The organism is Rhizobium sp. CECT 9324 (genome assembly GCF_918741265.1).
GTDB lineage: Bacteria > Pseudomonadota > Alphaproteobacteria > Rhizobiales > Rhizobiaceae > Allorhizobium.
Genome location: NZ_CAKKMZ010000001.1, coordinates 723,619 through 742,112, shown reverse-complemented (window position 1 = coordinate 742,112; position 18,494 = coordinate 723,619). Strand labels below are relative to the sequence as shown.

Here is an 18,494-nt window from a genome sequence, read left to right as displayed (position 1 = left end):
CACGGTCCGGGACCGACCAGCTGGCGGCCAGCCAGATCGAGGGACGCAGCGAGATGCCGGCCTGGCAGACAGCTTTCGTGCTGGGGCCGAATGTACGCTTCACCCGCACACCGGACAAATCGCCAAATCAGGCACAGGGGCAAAGCACCTTCGAGCCCCTGGGCCAAACTCCGGGCCAGATCCCGGAGCAGCGCAGTGCGCCGGAAACCATCGAACCGATGATCGCACCGGCCCCCGTGGTGACACAGGCGACAATGCCGGCGGCCAAGCCCATCACTGAAACACCGCGTCCACCGGCTTCGGTCACCCTGCCGCAGCCGCCGGATGCGGTCGGCGCACGGGCGCTGACCTACAAGCTGCGCCGCGAACTGGCCCGCCAGCAGGCGGAACAGGCGGCCTGGGCTGCCGCACACGGGCACGAAATGCCGGTGATTGCAGCGCAAGCCCACAGCCCGGCGCCCACCCTCGCGACACCGATGCCCGCGATACAGGCACAGGCGATTCAGGCACCCGCCGCACCGTCACCGCGTGCGATGATGCCAAGCCGGATTGCCGTTTCCGCGCCGAGCGAAACGCGGGCGGAGCATCCGACAATGGTGCGCAATGCCTTCCTGCGCGGACCGCTGCAGGCACAGCAGCAACAGCAGCAATCAACTGCCACTGCCGCCGCTGCCCTTGCCGGCGCAGCCGTGCAGACAGAAGCGATGACGGAAAACGCCGAGCGGGCTGTTCCGGCTGAAGTGCAACAGGCGACACAGCCTCGTGCAGCGCCGGATCTCAGCGCATTGCTGTCGGACCATATCTTCTTCGAAGCGATGATCGCGGCCAGCGATGCGCCGATCGAGGCCAATGCACCGCATACGGCGGTCGCACCGGCTGCGAAAACTGCCTCCCCTTATGCGAACCGCAGCCTCAGTGCTGCGCGGGCGGCTCTTCCGACGCTTCAGGCGAGTGTCCGAGCGAGTGTTCCCCAGACCGGACCGGCGCCGCAGGCCGCCCGTTCCCGTGTCACGACACGTGCCGAGGTGGTGCGCTATCGACCGGATATGGCCGTGCAGCCGCCAGCGGTATCGCCGCCGGTTGCGCCCGTCATCAAGCCGGCCTTCGACGCGCCGGATGGCTCGGTGATTGCGCTTTACCGCGAAATTTCTGCCCATATTCCAGCCCTGCCCACCGAGACGGCGGTCGTGGCTGCGGCACCGGTCGACCCGATCCAGTCGGCGGCACCGCTGATGCGCTTTGCTTCACCGGTCGCCCAGGCGCTGAAGGCACGCCAGCCGCTTTTCCGCGAACAGGCAGCATTGGCCGAAGGCGAATACGAACTGCCGCCGATCGACCTCTTGCAGGAAGTGCAATTGCTGGATGCGCCGGCGATGAGCCCGGAGGCGCTGGAACAGAGCGCCGGCCTGCTGGAAAGCGTTCTGGAAGATTTCGGCATCAAGGGCGAAGTGATCGATGTGCGACCGGGCCCGGTCGTCACACTCTACGAATTCGAGCCGGCACCGGGGGTCAAGTCCTCGCGCGTCATCGGCCTTTCCGACGATATCGCCCGTTCGATGTCGGCACTCTCGGCCCGTGTCGCCGTGGTGCCTGGCCGCAATGTGATCGGCATCGAACTGCCGAACCCGGTGCGCGAAACGGTCTATCTGCGCGAACTGATCGAGACCCCGGATTATGCCGAGACACGGTTCAAGCTGCCGGTTTGCCTGGGCAAGACCATTGGCGGCGAGCCGGTGATTGCCGAACTCGCCAAGATGCCGCATCTTTTGGTCGCCGGCACCACGGGTTCGGGCAAATCGGTGGCGATCAACACGATGATCCTGTCGCTGCTTTACCGGCTGCGGCCGGAAGAATGCCGGCTGATCATGGTCGATCCGAAAATGCTCGAGCTTTCGGTCTATGACGGCATTCCGCATCTGCTGACGCCTGTCGTCACCGACCCGAAGAAAGCGGTGATGGCGCTGAAATGGGCCGTGCGCGAGATGGAAGATCGTTACCGGAAGATGAGCCGGCTCGGCGTGCGCAATATCGACGGCTACAATTCGAGGGCAGCGACCGCGCGTGCCAAGGGCGAGACTATTCTCTGCAGCGTGCAGACCGGGTTCGACCGCTCGACCGGCGAGCCGATCTACGAGCAGGAGGAAATGGATCTCGCAGCCATGCCTTACATCGTCGTGATCGTCGACGAAATGGCCGACCTGATGATGGTTGCCGGCAAGGAGATCGAAGGCGCGATCCAACGGCTGGCGCAGATGGCGCGTGCGGCAGGCATCCACCTGATCATGGCAACGCAGCGCCCGTCGGTCGATGTCATCACCGGCACGATCAAGGCGAACTTCCCGACCCGCGTCTCCTTCCAGGTGACCTCGAAGATCGACAGCCGCACCATTCTCGGCGAGCCGGGTGCCGAACACCTGCTCGGCCAGGGCGACATGCTGCACATGGTCGGCGGCGGCCGCATTGCCCGCGTGCACGGGCCGTTCGTCTCCGACGAGGAGGTCGAAAAGGTCGTCGCGCATCTGAAGACGCAAGGCCGGCCGGAATATCTCGGCACGGTCACCGAAGATGCCGACGAGATGGACGAGACGGTTGAGGACGACAGCGCCGTGTTCGACAAGTCTGCCATGGGCGAAGAGGACGCCAGCGACCTCTATGACAAGGCGGTCAAGATCGTGCTGCGCGACAAGAAGTGCTCGACATCCTATATCCAGCGCCGGCTGTCGATCGGCTACAACAAGGCCGCCTCACTGGTCGAGCGTATGGAGCAGGAAGGCCTGGTCGGCCCGGCCAACCATGTCGGCAAACGCTCGATCATTGCCGGTGGCCGCGATGTCAGCCCCCTGCCCGACAGCGAGATCGACGGCTGAACGCGCAAATGTCGCTGGCGATACGATCGCCCACAACAACAAGCCAAAAAAACGGCGCCTCCCGATCGGGAAGGCGCCGTTTTCTCACCATCTGAAAAGACGGATCAGCTGTCGGGCGTGAGCGTCATCGACGTGCCGGTGGCTGCCAGGTTGAGGCCGAGCTGGCCGGTCACGCTGATCGTCTGCAGGTGGATCGAGCCAGAGGTGCCGCCAACAAGAATGTTGGCACCGACGCCGGCACCGACCGTCGCTTCAGCTGTAATGCCCTGGTAGAGGCCGCCGAGCGAACCGCGGTGATAACCGGCTGTCGGGGCGAAGACAGCCCAGATCATGCTGCCCTTGGTGGTGAAGCCGAGATCGACACCCATCTTGCGCAGGGCGCCGGTGTAGCGGTCGAGCGGCTCGCTGCCGATGGTCGAGGTGAAGACGCAATCGACTTCCTTAGCGGAACCGATCAGGTAGCCAACGCCGCCACCGACATTGCACTGGAGATAACCGATACGAACGCCGCCGCGCTGGTCAGCTTCCTCATAGGTGGGAACGGGATCCTGGCGGGACATATCAGCCGAGAAGGCTGTGCCTGCGCTGGCCAAAAGCGGCAGTGCGGCAAGCGCAACGGCGAGAGAATTCTTCATGGTGTACTCCTTCAAACTTGAACCTGCCCTCCGATGACCATGCATCCGAGCGGGTGGGCTAGGTGTGATTAACGCATATGGCGAAAGAATGATCCATCGGCGCTTTCACTTATGTTTTTGCGGTCGATCGGCATCGATTGGCAGACGCAGCTACGCCGCGCATGGGTGCGAGCGGTGAAACGGCCGGACGGGCCCGCCCCAATCCAGCGACCACCGACAAGCGACCTCGCCCAAAAACACTTCGGCGGCGTGCTGAGCACGCCGCCGAAGTGAGCATATCATTATGATCGTTGACGCTGACGTCAGTAGGACTGATAGGCGGAAACCACCGCTGCGATCTGGTCCGGGGTGAGCGCTGCGACCTGGGCCGTGGTAATGGCTTGCAGCTGCGCGCTCGACAGATTGCCGATATCCTCCGTCGACAGGCCGGCGAGGGCCGCGGAATTGATCGACGAGATATCCGCTGTCGAGAAGGTCGCCAGATCTTCGGCTTCGAGCGCTGCAATCTGCAGCGAGCTCAGACCTGCAACCTGTGTCGGCGTCAGGACCTCGACCTGCTCGGTCGACAGGGAACCGATCTGGGCCGTGGTCATGCCGACAATCGCGCTCGGCGAGATTGCCACCATCTGTTCGGTGGTCAGGCTGGCAATATGGCTGGTGCCCAGTGCTGCGACCTGGATGGCATTCAGCGCGCCGATTTGCGCGGTGCTCAGGACCGAAACCTGGGCGGAGGTCAGGGCCCGGATCTGACTGAAGATCAGCGAGCCGAACTGAGCTGTGCTCAAGGCGGCGATATGGGCGGTCGACAGGGCGGCGATATTTGCCGTCGACAGGCCGCCGATCGCAGAGGCGCTGATGGCGGCAAGATCGCCCGTCGAGAAGGTCGCCAGATCCTCCGTCGTCAGAGCGCCCAGCTGTGTCGAGGTCAGGGCGCCGAGCTGAGCGGACGACAGAGCATCAATCTGGGCTGTCGACAGCGCGTCGATCTGCGCCGTCGTCAGGCCCGGAATGGCACTGGATCCCAGCGCGGCAACCTGGGCTGTCGTCAGTGACGCTATATTCGAGACGGAGAGGCCCGAGATACCCGCCGCGCTGAGTGCCGCGATCTGCGTCGTCGTGAGGTTGCTGACCTGGGTCGCGTTCAGCGCACCAACCTGAACCGACGTCAGACCGTTCAACTGGTCTGCGCTCAAGGCGGCGATCTGCGTTGTCGTCAGAGCCGAAACCGTGGCCGCCGACAGTCCGGCAATGGCCGAGGCACTGATTGCCGCCATATCAGCCGACGAGAAGGTTGCAAGATCCTCCTGGCTGAAAGCACCGATCTGGGTGGCGCTGAGGGCAGCGATCTGCGTCGCGGACAAGGCATCGACCTGGCTGGTCGACAGCGCATCAATCTGGGCGGCGCTCAGGCCGCGGATCGCAGTCGCGTTCAGCGCCGCGATCTGATCCGTCGACAGGGCTGCGATATTGCCCGTGGACAGACCCGGCAGAGCCGTCGAACTGAGAGCGGAGATCTGCGTCGGTGTGAAGCTGCTGATCTGGCCGGATTTCAGCGCCTCGACCTGGGTCGAATTCAACGATGCGATTTGCGCTGTCGTCAGCGCGGCAATCTGCTCCGCCGAAAGGGCGGCGATATTGGCCGTCGACAGACCGGAGATCGCGGCTGCCGAGATCGCCGCGATGTCGGCGGACGAGAAGGTCGCCAGATCCGCCGTGCCCAGGGCTGCCAGCTGTGCCGATCCCAGCGCCGCAATCTGCTGGGTCGTGAGCGCATCAATCTGGGCGGTCGTCAGCGCTTCGAGCTGGGCCGTGGTCAGGCCAGCCACGGCTGCCGTGCTCAGCGCAGCAATCTGCTCGGCGGTCAGCGCTGCAATCGACTGGCTCGGCAACGCATTGACCTGCGACGATGTGACGGCTGCCAGCTGCGCAGCGCTGAGCGCAGCCAGCTGGGCAGAGCTCAGCACTTCCACCTGGCTTGACGACAGGGCAACGAGCTGAGCCGTCGTCAATGCGGCGATCTGATCGGATGTCAGCGCCGCGACATTGGCGGTGGACAGGCCGGGCATGGCGGCGGCGGTTATGGCAGCCAGATCGGCGGTGGAGAATGTGGCAATATCGGCGGTGCCGAGGGCGGAAAGCTGCGCCGAATTCAGGGCGGCCACCTGCGATGGCGTCAAGGCCTCGACCTGAAGGGTGCTCAGGGCCTCGATCTGGGCTGCCGTCAGTCCAGGGATTGCCTTGGGGTTCAGAGCCGCGATCTGATCATCGGTCAATGCGGCGATCGTGCCGGTGGCCAGACCGGAGACACCGGCGGACGACAAGGCACCGATTTGCGCGGTGCTCAGCGCTGCGACCTGCTGGGAGGTCAATGCTTCGACCTGGTTCGACGACAGGGCAGCGACCTGGGCAGTCGTCAGCGCTTCCATCTGGTCAGAGCTGAGGATCGCAACATTGCTTGTCGAGAGGCCGGCCATGGCCGCGGCACTGATGGCCGCGATGTCGGCCGTCGAGAAAGTGGCCAGTTCGGCAGCGCTCAGGGCGGCGATCTGGGCCGAGCTCATCGCACCCACAAGAACGGACGTCAGCGCCTCGGCCTGTTCGACCGACAGGGCCTCGATCTGGGCCGTGGACAGGCTTGCGAAGGCCTTGGTGCTGAGGGCGGCAATCTGCTCGGTCGTCAGAGCCGAAATGTTGCCTGTGGCCAGACCGGCAATGGCGGCTGCGGACAGGGCGCCAATCTGCTCGGGGGTCAGGGACGCCAGCTGAGATGTGCCCATAGCCTCGAGCTGGGCGGATGAGAGCGCTGCAACCTGGCTTGTGGTCAGGGCCGCCAGCTGATCGGGCTTGAGGGCGGCGACATTGGCGGTGGACAGACCCGGAATGGCCGCAGTGCGGATCGCGGCGATTTCTTCCGGTGTGAACGTTGCCAAATCCTCCGGTTCGAGGGCGGCCAACTGGTCGGACCCGAGAGCGGCGATCTGCGACGTTGACAGGGCTTCGATCTGCGCGGTCGACAGGGCGTCAATCTGGGCGGAGGAAAGGCCGGACACGGCTTTCGTGCTCAGCGCCGCAACCTGGTCAATCGTCAGCGCTGCGATGCTTTCGCTGGACAGAGACTTGAGCTGGGCCGAGCTGAGCGCGCTGAACTGGGCGGCAGACAAAGCTGCGATCTGCGCGGAGGTCAGCGCTTCGATCTGCGTCGTCTTGAAGGCGGCAATCTGGCTCGTCTTCAGCGCCGAGGTCTGACTGGTTGTCAGGGCAGCGATCTGATCGGACGACAGGCCGCTGACAGCCGCCGTGCTCAGAGCGGCGATCTCCTCGGCGGAGAAGGTTGCCAGATCCTCGGTGCTGAGGGCAGCGATCTGCGCCGATCCAAAGGCTGCGATCTGGGTCGAGGACAGGGCATCGATCTGGGCCGCGCTGAGAGCGTCCACCTGCGACGATGTCAGGCCCGCAATGGCCTTGGTGCTCAAGGCGGCGATCTGGGCCGTCGTCAACGAGCTGACGGTGGTGCTCGACAGGGCTCCAATCTGGAGCGAGGTCAGCGCACCAACCTGCGCCGTGGTGAGGGCGGCGATCTGGCTGTCGCTCAGCGCTGCGACCTGGGCGGTTTTCAGCGCGGCAATCTGCGCGGTCTTCAGCGCCGCCGCCTGTGCGGTGGTGAGCGCCGCGATACCGTCCGACGACAGGCCCGTGATCGCAGACGCGCTGATGGCGGCGATCTCCGCGGGGGTGAATGTCGCAATGTCTTCGGCTTCAAGCGCTGCGATCTGGCTCGACGACATGGCCGCAATCAGCGTCGATGTCAGCGCTTCCGCCTGTTCGGTGCTGAAGGCGGCGATCTGGGTCGTGCTCAGGCCGCTGACGGCCTTGGTGCTGAGGGCGGCGATCTGGGCCGGGGTCAAAGCGGCAATCCCGTCGCTGCTCAAAGCCTTGATCTGCGTCGCGCTCAAAGCGGAGAACTGCGCCGTGGTCAGGGCGGCGATCTGGCCGGTGCTGAGGGAAGCGATCTGATTGCTCTTCAGGGCTGCAATCTGGTTGGTCTTCAGCGCAGCCGCCTGATCCGAGGTCAGTGCCGCGATGTTCGTGGTGGAGAGACCGGCAATGGCTGCCGTTGAGATCGCAGCAATTTCCGCGGTGGTGAAGGTAGCCAGGCCTTCGGCGCTCAGGGCTGCAATCTGCCCCGAGTTCATCGCAACGATCTGTGCCGATGACAGAACCTCGACCTGCTCGGCCGACAAGGCCGCGACCTGCGCCGATGTCAGACCGGCGATGGCCTTGCTGCTAAGCGCGGCGATCTGCGCGGTCGTCAGGCCGGCCACGCTGTCACTCGACAGGGCCTTGATCTGGGCGGAATTCAGGGCGGCGAACTGTGCCGTCGTCAGATCGTCGATCTGCAAGGCGGAAATCTGGTTGGTCTTCAGGGCAGCAATCTGGGTGGTCTTCAGGGCTGCGGTCTGGGCCGAGGTCAGACCCGCAATCGCGGCCGAGTTCAGGCCTGTGATAGCCATCGAGCTGAGGGCTGCAATTTCTTCGGTGGTGAAAGTGGCGATATCCTCAGCACCCAGTGCCGTGACCTGGCTTGAGGTCAGCGCGGCGATCTGGGCCGCAGACAGTGCTTCGACCTGGGTCGTGCTCAGGGCCGCGATCTGCGTCGAAGACAGGCCGGCAATCGCCTTGCTGCTCAGTGCGGCAATCTGTGCCGTGGTCAGATCAGCCACCATCGCGCTCGACAAGGCCTTGATCTGGGTTGAACTCAGGGCAGCAATCTGGGTGCTCGACAGGGCGTCGATCTGGGCCGATCCCAGCGCCGCCACCTGGGTCGTCTTCAACGCGGTGATCTGGGTCGTCTTGAGTGCCGCGACCTGGGCTGACGTCAGCGCAGCGAGAGCTGCGGTGTTCAAGCCGCCGATGCCGGCCGAGCTGATGGCCGCGATCTCAGACGGCGTGAATGTCGCGATGTCCTCGGCGGCGAGTGCGGATATCTGGCTCGAGTTCAGGACCGCAATCTGGGCCGACGACAGCGCTTCGACCTGGGCGCTGGACATGGCAGAGATCTGAGCCGTGTTCAGGCCGCTGATCGCCTTGGTGCTCAGCGCCGCAATCTGCGCCGTGGTGAGCTCGGCGATGGAATCGTTGCTCAGGGCCTTGATCTGGGCCGAACTCAGCGCAGCAATCTGCGCGGTCGACAGGGCATCGATCTGGGTGGAGCTCAAGGCCGCGATCTGCGTCGTCCTCAGAGCCGCGAGCTGGGCGGTCGTCAGGGCCGCCGTGTGGTCAGCGGTCAGGGCTGCGATCGTGGCCGTGGGAAGGCCGGACATGGCTGCGGTGCCGATCGCTGCAATTTCCGCCGTGGTGAATGTCGAGATGTCGTCCGGCGTCAGGACTGCGAGCTGGCTCGATTTGAGCGCCGCAATCTGGGCGGCGGACAAGGCTTCGATCTGCTGGGAGCCAAGGGCGTCGATCTGGGCCGTTCCCAAGGCCGCGATCTGGCCGGTGGCGAGACCTGCGATCTTGTCAGTGGTCAAGATGGCCAGCTGGTCGAGATTGAGGCTGACGATGGCCGACGTGGCGATCGCGCTTAACTGGGATGTCGAGAAGACGGCGAGATCTTCCGTCTCCATGGCACCAACCTGTGCGGAGGAGAGCGCCTTGATCTGCGTGGTCGACAGCGCCGCCGCATCTTCGGTTGTCCAGGCAGCAATTGCGGCAGTCGAAAGGGATCTGATCTGGCTGACGCTCAGCGAAGGAATGGTCGTGCTCATAAACAAATCCCTTTGATGTTATCCAAACTAAAAATCTGACGACGCCACCGCCGCCGTGCGAAAAGACCGCTCTTCTCGTATCGTCACGGCATGGCAACCTACCGGCGCCCAGCTTGCACTGGGCGCACAACTGCAGGCATGGACAGTCCTCGGCCCACCAGTTTGAAACAATCTATGAGCGTATGGGCTTGCCCGAAGCTGATCTGCGAGTGGCAATGGCTTGGATCGCCGCGGCAAGCCCCGCGGGATGTGGGGCCACCGGCCAGGGTCACGGGTGGGGAGAGGGTGGGCGGCCAGGGCCTGTGTAATGATTGGGGTCAATTCAGACGGCGTCGAGAAAATCTGCGATACGCCTGGAGGAAGCGGCCTGAGTCCCACGCTTGCAGGCGCGGCGGGCGCCGCAGCATCGTGATCTCTTTCTGATATGATCGGATTTGTCAGATTGGCCAGAAACCAGAATATTCTGTGCGGCCCTGTTTCGTGTCTGACAATCGCGGCTTGATCGGTGGCTGCCGGGCCTACCCGGCTTTCAATCCATAAACAGCAAAAAGAGCGGCGCCCCCACGACCACCGCTCTTTCCGCATCCCCGCCGGCGACACTGGAGATCGCCAAGCCGATGGGGACGATGTATTTCGTCTGATGCCATCGCCGGAACTCTACTGGCTGTCAGTGAAATCCCGCGCCCGTATTGGGCAGATTGAACGGCTCATTTGCAGCGCCGTCCATGCCGGTGTTCAACATGTCCTGCATCAGCGACATCAGCGCCATTTCGAGAAAATATGTCGAAACGCCGAGTTCCATCGATCGCGCGCGCTGGCAGGCGAAAGACAACATCCGGCTGATGGCCAAGATCTCAGCCATTTCTTCTTCTGGTGCAACATCCTGTTGTGTGACCATAGAATTTTGCATGTCCGCCCCCGATTTACTTCCCCTGAACGCAGCTTCGCTGCCCAGATAGAAAGAAACCACAGAGGGCGTCACGTCATCGTCACGCGCTATTCAGCACACCAGGAAGGGAAGTTCATCTCAATCGCGCAGCGCCGGATCGCTGATGTCGGCACCATCGGCGAGAGCCTTGACCAGCGCCACGATACGCCGACGCACGGTCTCATCCTTGATCTTGAAGAAGGCGCGGTTCAAGGCGAACCCGTCGCTTGACGCCAGGAAGGATTGCAAAGCCTGGGCTTCGTCGCTCGGCCGCGATTTCAGGGCCAGATCCGAACCATCGACCGTGTTGAAAAAATGCTCGACAGATACACCGAGAACACCCGCAATCGCCTGCAAGCGGGACGCGCCGACGCGGTTGACGCCCTTCTCATATTTCTGGACCTGCTGGAAGGTGATCCCGAGCTTGTCGGCGAGGAGGGACTGGCTGATACCCACCGTTTTGCGGCGAAGTTTGATTTGCAGGCCCACCTGTATATCGATTGGATTGGCACTTTTGATTGACATTTATTTTCCCCAGCAGCGGCTCAGTCTAGCTTCATGGGCAATAGCATATATTCGTCGCGCCTTTGAAGAAAGCACAATCTGTCGATGAAGAAGCCAATGCTAATTTATTTCACTCGGTGAAAAATCGAGGGGTAGCCGCCTATCAATCCATGCTGCGCCTGAGCACCTTCGAAGCGCAGCGGAGAGCCCCGTTTCGACTGGCGAGATGGCTCCAGCCGGCCACAGGAATGGTCTCGAAGCCAAGCCCTTCCCAGATACCGCAATTGATGGCGTCATGGGCCTGCAATGGCTCGACATCGCCGAACTGGGGCACCCAGACGATCGGTTTCAGCCGTCCCGTACGGACGGCATTCTCGACGATGACATTGTTGTAGAGCCTTGGCAGACGCTTGCCGCTATCGGGGACGATGACAAACGGCACGGCATTGCGGATGACGGCAAACCCCTGTTCAGTCAACAAACGAACGGAGGCTTGCAGAAGGGTGCGCGCAGCGTCGACAAGCACACTGCCGCCCGGCTCGGGCAGAGATGGCTCGGCGACAAGCAGCAGCGGGCGACCCTCCCGTTGCAACCCGGTCAGAGAGATATACTGGTCAATGTGGAATCCGTACTGGTGCATGTGATCCAACAGGATTTCCGTCGCTGCCGGTGCGTATTGCAGCCGGTAGCCGAAGACCGAGATCGGTCGAGGATCGAGCCGGTGGAGATTGTCGAAGCCGGCGATGGGCTTGCGATCGGTTCCCACGAGGTCGGCGTGGCCGATCAGCCGAAAATCCGCCCCGACGAGCTGGTTTCCGCCGACCAGGCCGAGGGACAGTTCGACAACGGCCGCGTCAAGGACTTTGGCAAGGCAACGGGCTACCGCATTTCCCGGCTGACAGACCAGTTGCCTGTCCACTGCCGGACAGGCACCGGACGACCGAACATGGAACATGTCCTGGATCCACGGCCCGGAAACTCCGACAATCGGCGCGTCTAGCGTGACAAGCCGCAGCGAACACACTTTATCCAGCGTCGCGATCCAGTCTCGCGACGCTGGCACACTTGCATCATCAAGGAGAATGAAAGCCTCGATGTCCGCCGGAAGAGCTTCGATCAGGTTGCCTAGGGGAACCAGGGGGCGGCACCCGCCAAGCACATCGGCGGGCTGGAAAAAGGCGGCCGGAACCGCCAACGCGATCTGGCGGACAAGGCCGCCGCAATCGGCCACCAGAGCCGGAGCCGACTTTCCAGCCGTCATACCACAATGTCCCCGACCGTCTGGCGCGCCAGCAGTGCTCGGAAGAAGACCGTTTCCTGCAAGGTCCAGCCGGGCGTGGCTGTGCCGGCCACCTGTGTGTGCTGCACCGTCTCCAGCAACAGCAGAGCATCCGCTTTCTTCATCGCAACCAGATTGCCAGCGCAGAGCGCAGCGAGGTCGGCACCATAGCCAGCGCGCAAGGCAATTGCCTTCCAGGTCCGCTTGGAAAAATGCAAGGCCCGGGCCGCGGCACGCAAGCGTGTCCGCTGCATTTCGTCGAGCGTGCCAGCCAGACCGTCAATGGTCGCCTCGGCATCAATCAGCGAAACCGTCAACGGGCAGAAATCCAGCTCGGCCGGCCCATGGCTCAAGGCAACATCGGCATCGGAAACACGAGCGCCGGCGCGGTATTGTTCAAAGATGCGTCCCAGACCGATCATGCCGAAGGCCTCGCATTCCACCGCCCGCAAAGCACCCATGCTGGCGGCACCGATCACGGTGACGCCATGCGACAAGGCGTAAAGAATTTCCTTGTGCCAGACGGCGGCACAATCGCCGTAGAGGCCATCGATGAGGCCGACAACATGGACGCCTGACCGGACAGCGGCCAGCATATCGCCGGCAGCCGCAGGCGGCTTGAACGTCACAGCAGAATACGGCGTGCGATCCAGCCCGTGAATTGAGGGTCCCGCAAACACGACAGTCTGCATCGGCTTCTCCCTCATCCGAGCAATCCGTTCAGTGCGCCGGCGGAGAGCCGGTTCATGCCGGCGCTGGCGACCGACAGACCCTTGGCGAGCACCCGGACGACGTGAATGTCAGGAGCGCCCGTGTCGAGCGGGAAGATGTAGATGTCCTCCACGCCGGTGGTGAACAGATGATCGGCAAGCCTTTGCCACACGGCGCCGTCCTCATCGCGGGCCCATGGACCAAGCGGACCTTGTCCCACTCCGCCTAGCCTCGTTGGCGCATCGCGCTCCTGCACGTCCCGATCTCCAACATAGCGTTGCGGCGTCAGATCATCGCGCGCACCACTGATATCCGTCAGCCGGGATTGAATTGCCTCAAGCAGGGCCGCAACCGCGGCTTCGCCGTAGTCGAGGCGGCAGGCAACGCCCGCGACGACGCGCGTACCCGGCCCGTCCTGCCCTGAGACGGAACGCGGCAGGCTGGCCATGATGACCGGTACGGCATTTGCACCCGTCAAGTCGAAGAACCGGGCCGAGAGACCCGCCTCGTGCACAGCTGCGGCAAGTCGGTCGAGCGGCAGACACTGACCCGGCGGAAATGTCACGGGGCGCAGGCCAAGGGCGCGCGTGGCCAGCGCATCGACGAGCAAACAGGCGTCGTTTTCGATCAGTTCCAGAAGTCCGTGCATGACCGCGCGGTCATGATCAAAGCCTGCGGCCAGACCTTGTGAACTCATCTGGAATGCCTGACGATCCCAGGGGAAATCCGCGCGATAGTCCATGCCGATCAGTTCGTAAGGGGCAAGCACAGCCTCCTGGCGGCGGACGGAAAATCCCCTTACCCAGGCCCGTTCGCGGTCCGGGTCGAGGTTTTGCCAATCAACCCGCGCCATATCCTCCAGCGGCACGGGGCGCATCGCCTGGCCGGCCAGAGATCGAAGTGATCCATATTGATGGATATGCTTTTGCGTGTCCTCCGCAACGGCGCCTTCAATCGCTTCCATGACGGCCGAGATCCGGGCCTGCTGTACCGTCAGACCCTTTCCCTGCGATACCGAAAGACCACGCGAGTTCGGCCGTGCGGCAAACCAGACCGGAATGCCGATGATATCGAGATCGGTGGCATCACCCAGGCGGGTGATGCCGAAGTGCCGCAGGAATACCGAATCAAACGCCGCAGATCCGGCAGAAATGGGCCGGCTGCGGTCGTCAGATGATGCAGACATCAGCGGCGTTGTCGCGCGGTCGCTCAGGGAGCGGAATTCGGCTTGTCCGCGAGGACAGCCTCAAACAGCTTGCCGGCAACCGGACCGCTCGGGCCGACCGCCTGAAGCGGGCTTTCGATCGGCATCTGGATGACACGGTTGAAATCCCAGCCCGCATCGACAACCTCGCCGACGAGCGCGAAATCGGCCTCGGAGATCGACGCGCCGCCAGCGATCAGCGCCTCGATGCCCTGAATCTGGATCTGGTCGAGCGCCGTCTCCGGCTGACCGTCTTGGCCGGCCATCATTGCCTTTGCCGCGGCCGCGATGCGCGCATAGCCATCCACGCCGGGATGGCTCGCCTCATAGGCGACGATCGCGTCATGCGACACCGAGGCAACCCGGAGTGGCGACGTGCGCAGGAACAGCACGCCAAAGCCCTTCTTACCAATCACGTAAAACTGAGAACCAGCCATAGTCATTATCCCCTATTTGATACCAGCCAATCGAAATGCCTGAAAAAGCTTCTCATTCGCCGCCGGATTGCGATCCGGCGACAAACCACTGATTTCCCGGGCGGTCATGCCGGGATAATTCTCCTGAAGACGACGCGCCGTCTCCCTGGCCGCCAACAGATTTCCGCTCAACGCATGGCTTGCCGTCAAAACCCTGAGCGCGGGTTCATCGTCTTCCATGTTTGCGCAAAGCTCCAGGGCGGTGTCGTATTCCTCGCGCTTGAGCGCGATGCTCGCGCCGGCCCACCAATAGATGTCCGGTGCGAATGGGTTGAGATCGATCGCCTGCTGGAAACGCTCCCAGGCAAGGCCAAGCTCGCCGAAATGCGCCAGTGCATCGGCATGCTGGAGAAGCAGATCGGCGGAATTGGGCGCCAGCGCCTCGGCTTCGAAAAACTTCTGCGCCGACGTCTCGAAGTCGCGCTGGTAGAGGGCGACAACGGCAGACATCCAGTGACCGATCCCCAAGGCCGGATCGCTTTCGATCGAGGCTTCGGCTTCGGCCTTGGCGCGATGCAGCAGATGCGGGTCATTGCCGCCGAGCATCAGCCATTCGAGTTGCAGGGTCTGGGCGATGCGCGCCCGGGCAACGGACATGCCAGGATCCAGATCGGCGGCCTTGCGGAATTCACCGCGCGAGCGGCGCAGCAGCGGCAGATCGCATTTGCCGCTCAGCATCTGCTGGCCGGACAAAAGGTGATGATAGGCGCCGGCATCATGCAGGCGCGCCGGCTCCATCTGCAAACGTTCGATCTGCTCGGCAAGCGCAGCCGCCACCTGCTTGGACAGAAGACGGAAGGCGGCATGCAGTTGCCTGTCGTTCAAGACGACTTCCAGCGCCCATTTGATCTCGCCGCTCACTTCCTCGACCAAAGCGAACGAAACACGCATCTGGTCGAACACCGTAGCCTCGACGCGGTAGTCGGCGCGCAAGGCGCGGTAGTCGTCACCCGACTGATTTCCCGCGGCAAAGCTGCTGTGTGGCGACAGAACGGCAAAGGTACGGAACCGCACCAGGCTGTTGGCAATATCCTCGATAAAGGCCTGAACGATGGGACTGGCCGACATGCCGTCTATCCCGGCTGGCCGGATGAAGGCGACGCGCGGGCGCTTGCCGGCGGGCCGGGTCGGCGCGGGACTGTCCTTGGCGTTCGGGCTCGCGGCATAACCCTGAACGCGCCGACGAAGGGCAAGCGTTGCCGGTTCCGGCGACCTGCCCTCGATGCGCAACTGCCGAAGCAGCCTGTCGTAGACCCGTTCGCTTGCGGCCATATCACCGGCCCTGGCATAGGCTGCCATGATCATCCGATAGGTTTCTTCCCGATCCTCCTCGAGCCGCAAGGCACATTCGGCGAGCGCCGGAATGTGGGCGGGCGGGCGGCCGCCGAAGCGGGTCGTGTCCTCCAGCAAATGGCCGAGCGACCCGAAGAACAGATCCTTCATCCGGTTGCGCTCGGACAGGAGCCACAAATAGAATTGCTCCTGGCCGGTTTCCGCCCCATGCAGCAATTCGCCCTCGACCATGAGCAGGCCCTGGGTGCGGACGGCGTTGTCATCGGATTGCACGGCCGACAGGAAGAACGCCAAGTCGGAACGGCCAGCCATCGGACCCGCGGTCAAACCGGTGGCAGACACCCCGATCAGGGGGTCTTCTTCTGAGGAAAACGACTGTAGCCGCGACAGCAACTGACGCAGATTGCCCATGGATCGCTTCTGCTCGACATCTTCCCACAGGAGCGAAGCCGCGGCCTGGCGCGTCAGGATCTGTCCAGGCGACAGCAGGATCGCCGCGATGAGCACAAATCCCTTCTGCGGGAAAAACACCTGTTTCCCGGCCTCAAACCGAGGCACGCCAAAAAATCGGATCGCTATATTGTCTGTGTCCCCGAACACGTCTCACCCCGTCGTGATTTCACATCTAACAATGACCAATGAGAAATTGAAAGTGTTTTCGCTTGCCCTTTGACGTTGCTGTGACGCCATCAAACATAGCATGCGGCGGAAAGAAAGAGAGCATAGGAGCTCGCCAGCGGAGCAGGTGGGCAAAAAAGGAAATGACAAACACTCTGATATTTAATCGCAATTACATCACGTTCGCATTGTATACCGAACCTTATCAACGCGCTGACGACGTAGGATATGCCGTAACCGAATTCATGTGGTTCGATGGTCGGCCATTCTATCCGGTCGGCGCCCTGACAGACGCCAGGATTGCCTATCTGCGGCTGTCGGACGGCGCCTTCGACGAAAGTGACGAGGACAATCTCGACCTGATCTTCCAGATGCGGGAGGCCGGGGGCGGGCATTTCTTCGAAGTGGTGCTGCGGTCGAATATCGGGACGTCCTATGCCGGCTGGCTCTGGGGGCAGGAACTCGAAGTGCTGGACGAAATCGCATCAAACCACCGGGTTTTGCTGGTCGACTGCAATGGCTCGAAATTGCGCTATGCGTTTAGCGAGGCGGAAGGCCGCTATGTTTGCGAAAGCCTGGATGCCAAATCCAAACTGTCGTTCAGACACGCCATGAAACGCCTCCCCTCGCAATGAGACACGACATGCCCGCGCTTGCGCCATAGCCGGCTGCTCGGCTAGCCTATGCGCCGGCGATTGATCCAGGATCACATTCGTTCACCCGTTGCCGTCGTGCACGGCAAGGGCTTGCGCTGCCTGCCTGTTATCGCCGTTGCGATCTTGGAGAAACCTATGGCCTACGGATTCATGGATATTGCCCGGACGCAGAGCGTAAGGGATGCGCAAGCCGAAATGGGCGCCGATCACCTGTGGACCAATTTCAAGGGCGATCGGCAATCCGCCCACTTCACCGAACAGGAAGCCGCGTTCATTGCACAGCGCGACAGCTTCTACATCGCCTCGGTGTCGGAAACAGGCTGGCCCTATGTCCAGCATCGCGGTGGCGCCCCGGGTTTCCTCAAGGTTGTCGATGATCAGACATTGGCCTTTGCCGACTATCGCGGCAACCGGCAATATATCAGCACGGGCAATTTTGCCGTCAACGATCGGGCCTGCCTGTTCCTGATGGACTATCCGCGCCAGGCGAGGCTCAAGATCTACGTGCATGTCGAACGACTGGCGCTCGATACCGATCCTGCGCTGACTGACAGGCTCTCGGATCCTGGCTACAAGGCAAAGGCAGAGCGGATCTTCAAGCTCCGGCTTGACGCCTATGACTGGAATTGCCCGCAACATATCACGCCGCGCTACACACAAAAGGAGGTCGAGCAGGCCGTTTTGCCGTTGCGGGAACGACTGGCTCAACTGGAAGAAGAGAATGCGACATTGCGAGCGCGACTGGACGCCCAAAAAACGTGATGGATATCGCAAGACGCCCGTTTGCTCGCAGACAGGGATAGAGAAAAGGTCATGGCGCGCACGGGCTCCATCGCGGGCGGCCAGAATGTCGGGATGAAGCGTCTGGACGCTACGCAGGGCCTCGACCACCTGATCGACCTTGATGCCGAGGTCTTCGAGCCCGGAGCCCTTCAGCCGTGGCGCACGTCGGAGCGCGACGATGACCCCGTCGAAGCCGGTGCGGCCGCCGAAAAACCGGCCTACCAGACCGCGCTCACCAGCGTGCTGCCCGCCATGAAGATGATGATGAATGAGCCGGGCGTCCAGAGTGCCGCGCGAATATCGTGAATCTGAGCGGTGTAGTAGGCAATGAAGTGCAGCAGGCGTGTCACGACGTAGCCATAGAAAAGGAATTGCGCCAGCAGCAGCGACGGCTCTGTCGTCACATACAAGAGACCTGCAACAAGGAAATAGGGCAGGTTTTCGAGATCGTTGAGCTGAATGCGGCGAATACGTTCAACGCGCTCGTTGGGTGCCAACTGGCCGTCATGCGGCCGCGGATTGGCCATCGTCCTCTTCAAGTCCTCGGGATTTCGGAAGCCGCCATTTTCGATTGTCATGCGAATAACGGTCAGCCACGACATCGCGACGCCCTTGAGGATCATCAATGCTGCGGCGGTTGCATAGGTCGCGAACACCGGGTTGCTCAGACTCAAGTCGTCCATGTGAAGATCCCCCAGACACCATCTTGATCCGGATTTTGCGTGCCAACATATTTTTAGACCATCGGTCTAAAAAGTCAACATATGGACGAATA

The 18,494-nt window shown here is 62.4% G+C and carries 14 protein-coding genes; 4 read left to right on the top strand and 10 right to left on the bottom strand.

Going from position 1 to position 18,494, the window contains the following annotated elements:
• Nucleotides 1-53: 53 nt before the first annotated feature.
• Nucleotides 54-2,867, top strand: coding sequence for a DNA translocase FtsK (locus tag LQ231_RS03450; RefSeq protein ID WP_230170288.1), 2,814 nt, complete (start codon nt 54-56; stop codon nt 2,865-2,867).
• Nucleotides 2,868-2,971: 104 nt separating this feature from the next.
• Here LQ231_RS03450 and LQ231_RS03445 read toward each other — a convergent pair whose 3' ends face one another.
• The 9 genes from LQ231_RS03445 to LQ231_RS03405 form a co-directional block, all read right to left on the bottom strand.
• On the bottom strand, nt 2,972-3,502 hold the full coding sequence (locus tag LQ231_RS03445; RefSeq protein ID WP_113144290.1) for a DUF992 domain-containing protein: 531 nt from the start codon (nt 3,500-3,502) through the stop codon (nt 2,972-2,974).
• Between the two features lie 302 nt (nt 3,503-3,804).
• Nucleotides 3,805-9,267, bottom strand: a complete 5,463-nt coding sequence (locus LQ231_RS03440) for a hypothetical protein (protein WP_230170287.1) — start codon at nt 9,265-9,267, stop codon at nt 3,805-3,807.
• 667 nt (nt 9,268-9,934) lie between these two features.
• Nucleotides 9,935-10,249: a hypothetical protein gene (locus tag LQ231_RS03435; RefSeq protein ID WP_162742785.1), complete on the bottom strand. Its 315-nt coding sequence runs from the start codon at nt 10,247-10,249 to the stop codon at nt 9,935-9,937.
• 45 nt (nt 10,250-10,294) lie between these two features.
• Nucleotides 10,295-10,720, bottom strand: coding sequence for a helix-turn-helix domain-containing protein (locus LQ231_RS03430; protein ID WP_113144082.1), 426 nt, complete (start codon nt 10,718-10,720; stop codon nt 10,295-10,297).
• Between the two features lie 142 nt (nt 10,721-10,862).
• Nucleotides 10,863-11,960 (bottom strand): hypothetical protein, encoded by a 1,098-nt coding sequence (locus LQ231_RS03425; RefSeq protein WP_230170286.1) that lies wholly within the window; start codon nt 11,958-11,960, stop codon nt 10,863-10,865.
• Nucleotides 11,957-12,670 (bottom strand): TfuA-like protein, encoded by a 714-nt coding sequence (locus LQ231_RS03420; RefSeq protein WP_230170285.1) that lies wholly within the window; start codon nt 12,668-12,670, stop codon nt 11,957-11,959. Before LQ231_RS03420 ends, LQ231_RS03425 begins: the two co-directional genes overlap by 4 nt.
• Nucleotides 12,671-12,681: 11 nt before the next feature.
• Nucleotides 12,682-13,875 (bottom strand): YcaO-like family protein, encoded by a 1,194-nt coding sequence (locus LQ231_RS03415; RefSeq protein WP_230170284.1) that lies wholly within the window; start codon nt 13,873-13,875, stop codon nt 12,682-12,684.
• A 23-nt stretch (nt 13,876-13,898) separates the two neighbouring features.
• Nucleotides 13,899-14,330, bottom strand: coding sequence for a hypothetical protein (locus LQ231_RS03410; RefSeq protein WP_230170283.1), 432 nt, complete (start codon nt 14,328-14,330; stop codon nt 13,899-13,901).
• 12 nt (nt 14,331-14,342) lie between these two features.
• A complete protein-coding gene (locus LQ231_RS03405) occupies nt 14,343-16,262 on the bottom strand; it encodes a BTAD domain-containing putative transcriptional regulator (protein ID WP_230170282.1) in 1,920 nt (639 codons plus the stop codon).
• Nucleotides 16,263-16,423: 161 nt separating this feature from the next.
• On the opposite strand from LQ231_RS03405, the gene LQ231_RS03400 reads away from it, so the two are divergent.
• From LQ231_RS03400 to LQ231_RS03390, 3 genes are all read left to right on the top strand, one after another.
• A complete protein-coding gene (locus tag LQ231_RS03400) occupies nt 16,424-16,915 on the top strand; it encodes a hypothetical protein (RefSeq protein ID WP_230170281.1) in 492 nt (163 codons plus the stop codon).
• 156 nt (nt 16,916-17,071) lie between these two features.
• Nucleotides 17,072-17,698 carry a pyridoxamine 5'-phosphate oxidase family protein gene (locus LQ231_RS03395; RefSeq protein WP_230170280.1) on the top strand — a complete coding sequence of 209 codons (627 nt, stop codon included), beginning with the start codon at nt 17,072-17,074 and terminating at the stop codon, nt 17,696-17,698.
• A 51-nt stretch (nt 17,699-17,749) separates the two neighbouring features.
• On the top strand, nt 17,750-18,025 hold the full coding sequence (locus tag LQ231_RS03390; RefSeq protein ID WP_230170279.1) for a hypothetical protein: 276 nt from the start codon (nt 17,750-17,752) through the stop codon (nt 18,023-18,025).
• Here LQ231_RS03390 and LQ231_RS03385 read toward each other — a convergent pair.
• Complete coding sequence (locus tag LQ231_RS03385; protein WP_230170278.1) at nt 17,938-18,402, bottom strand: MAPEG family protein; 465 nt, start codon at nt 18,400-18,402, stop codon at nt 17,938-17,940. The two genes, LQ231_RS03390 and LQ231_RS03385, sit on opposite strands and share 88 nt — an antisense overlap.
• Between the last annotated feature and the right edge of the window lie 92 nt (nt 18,403-18,494).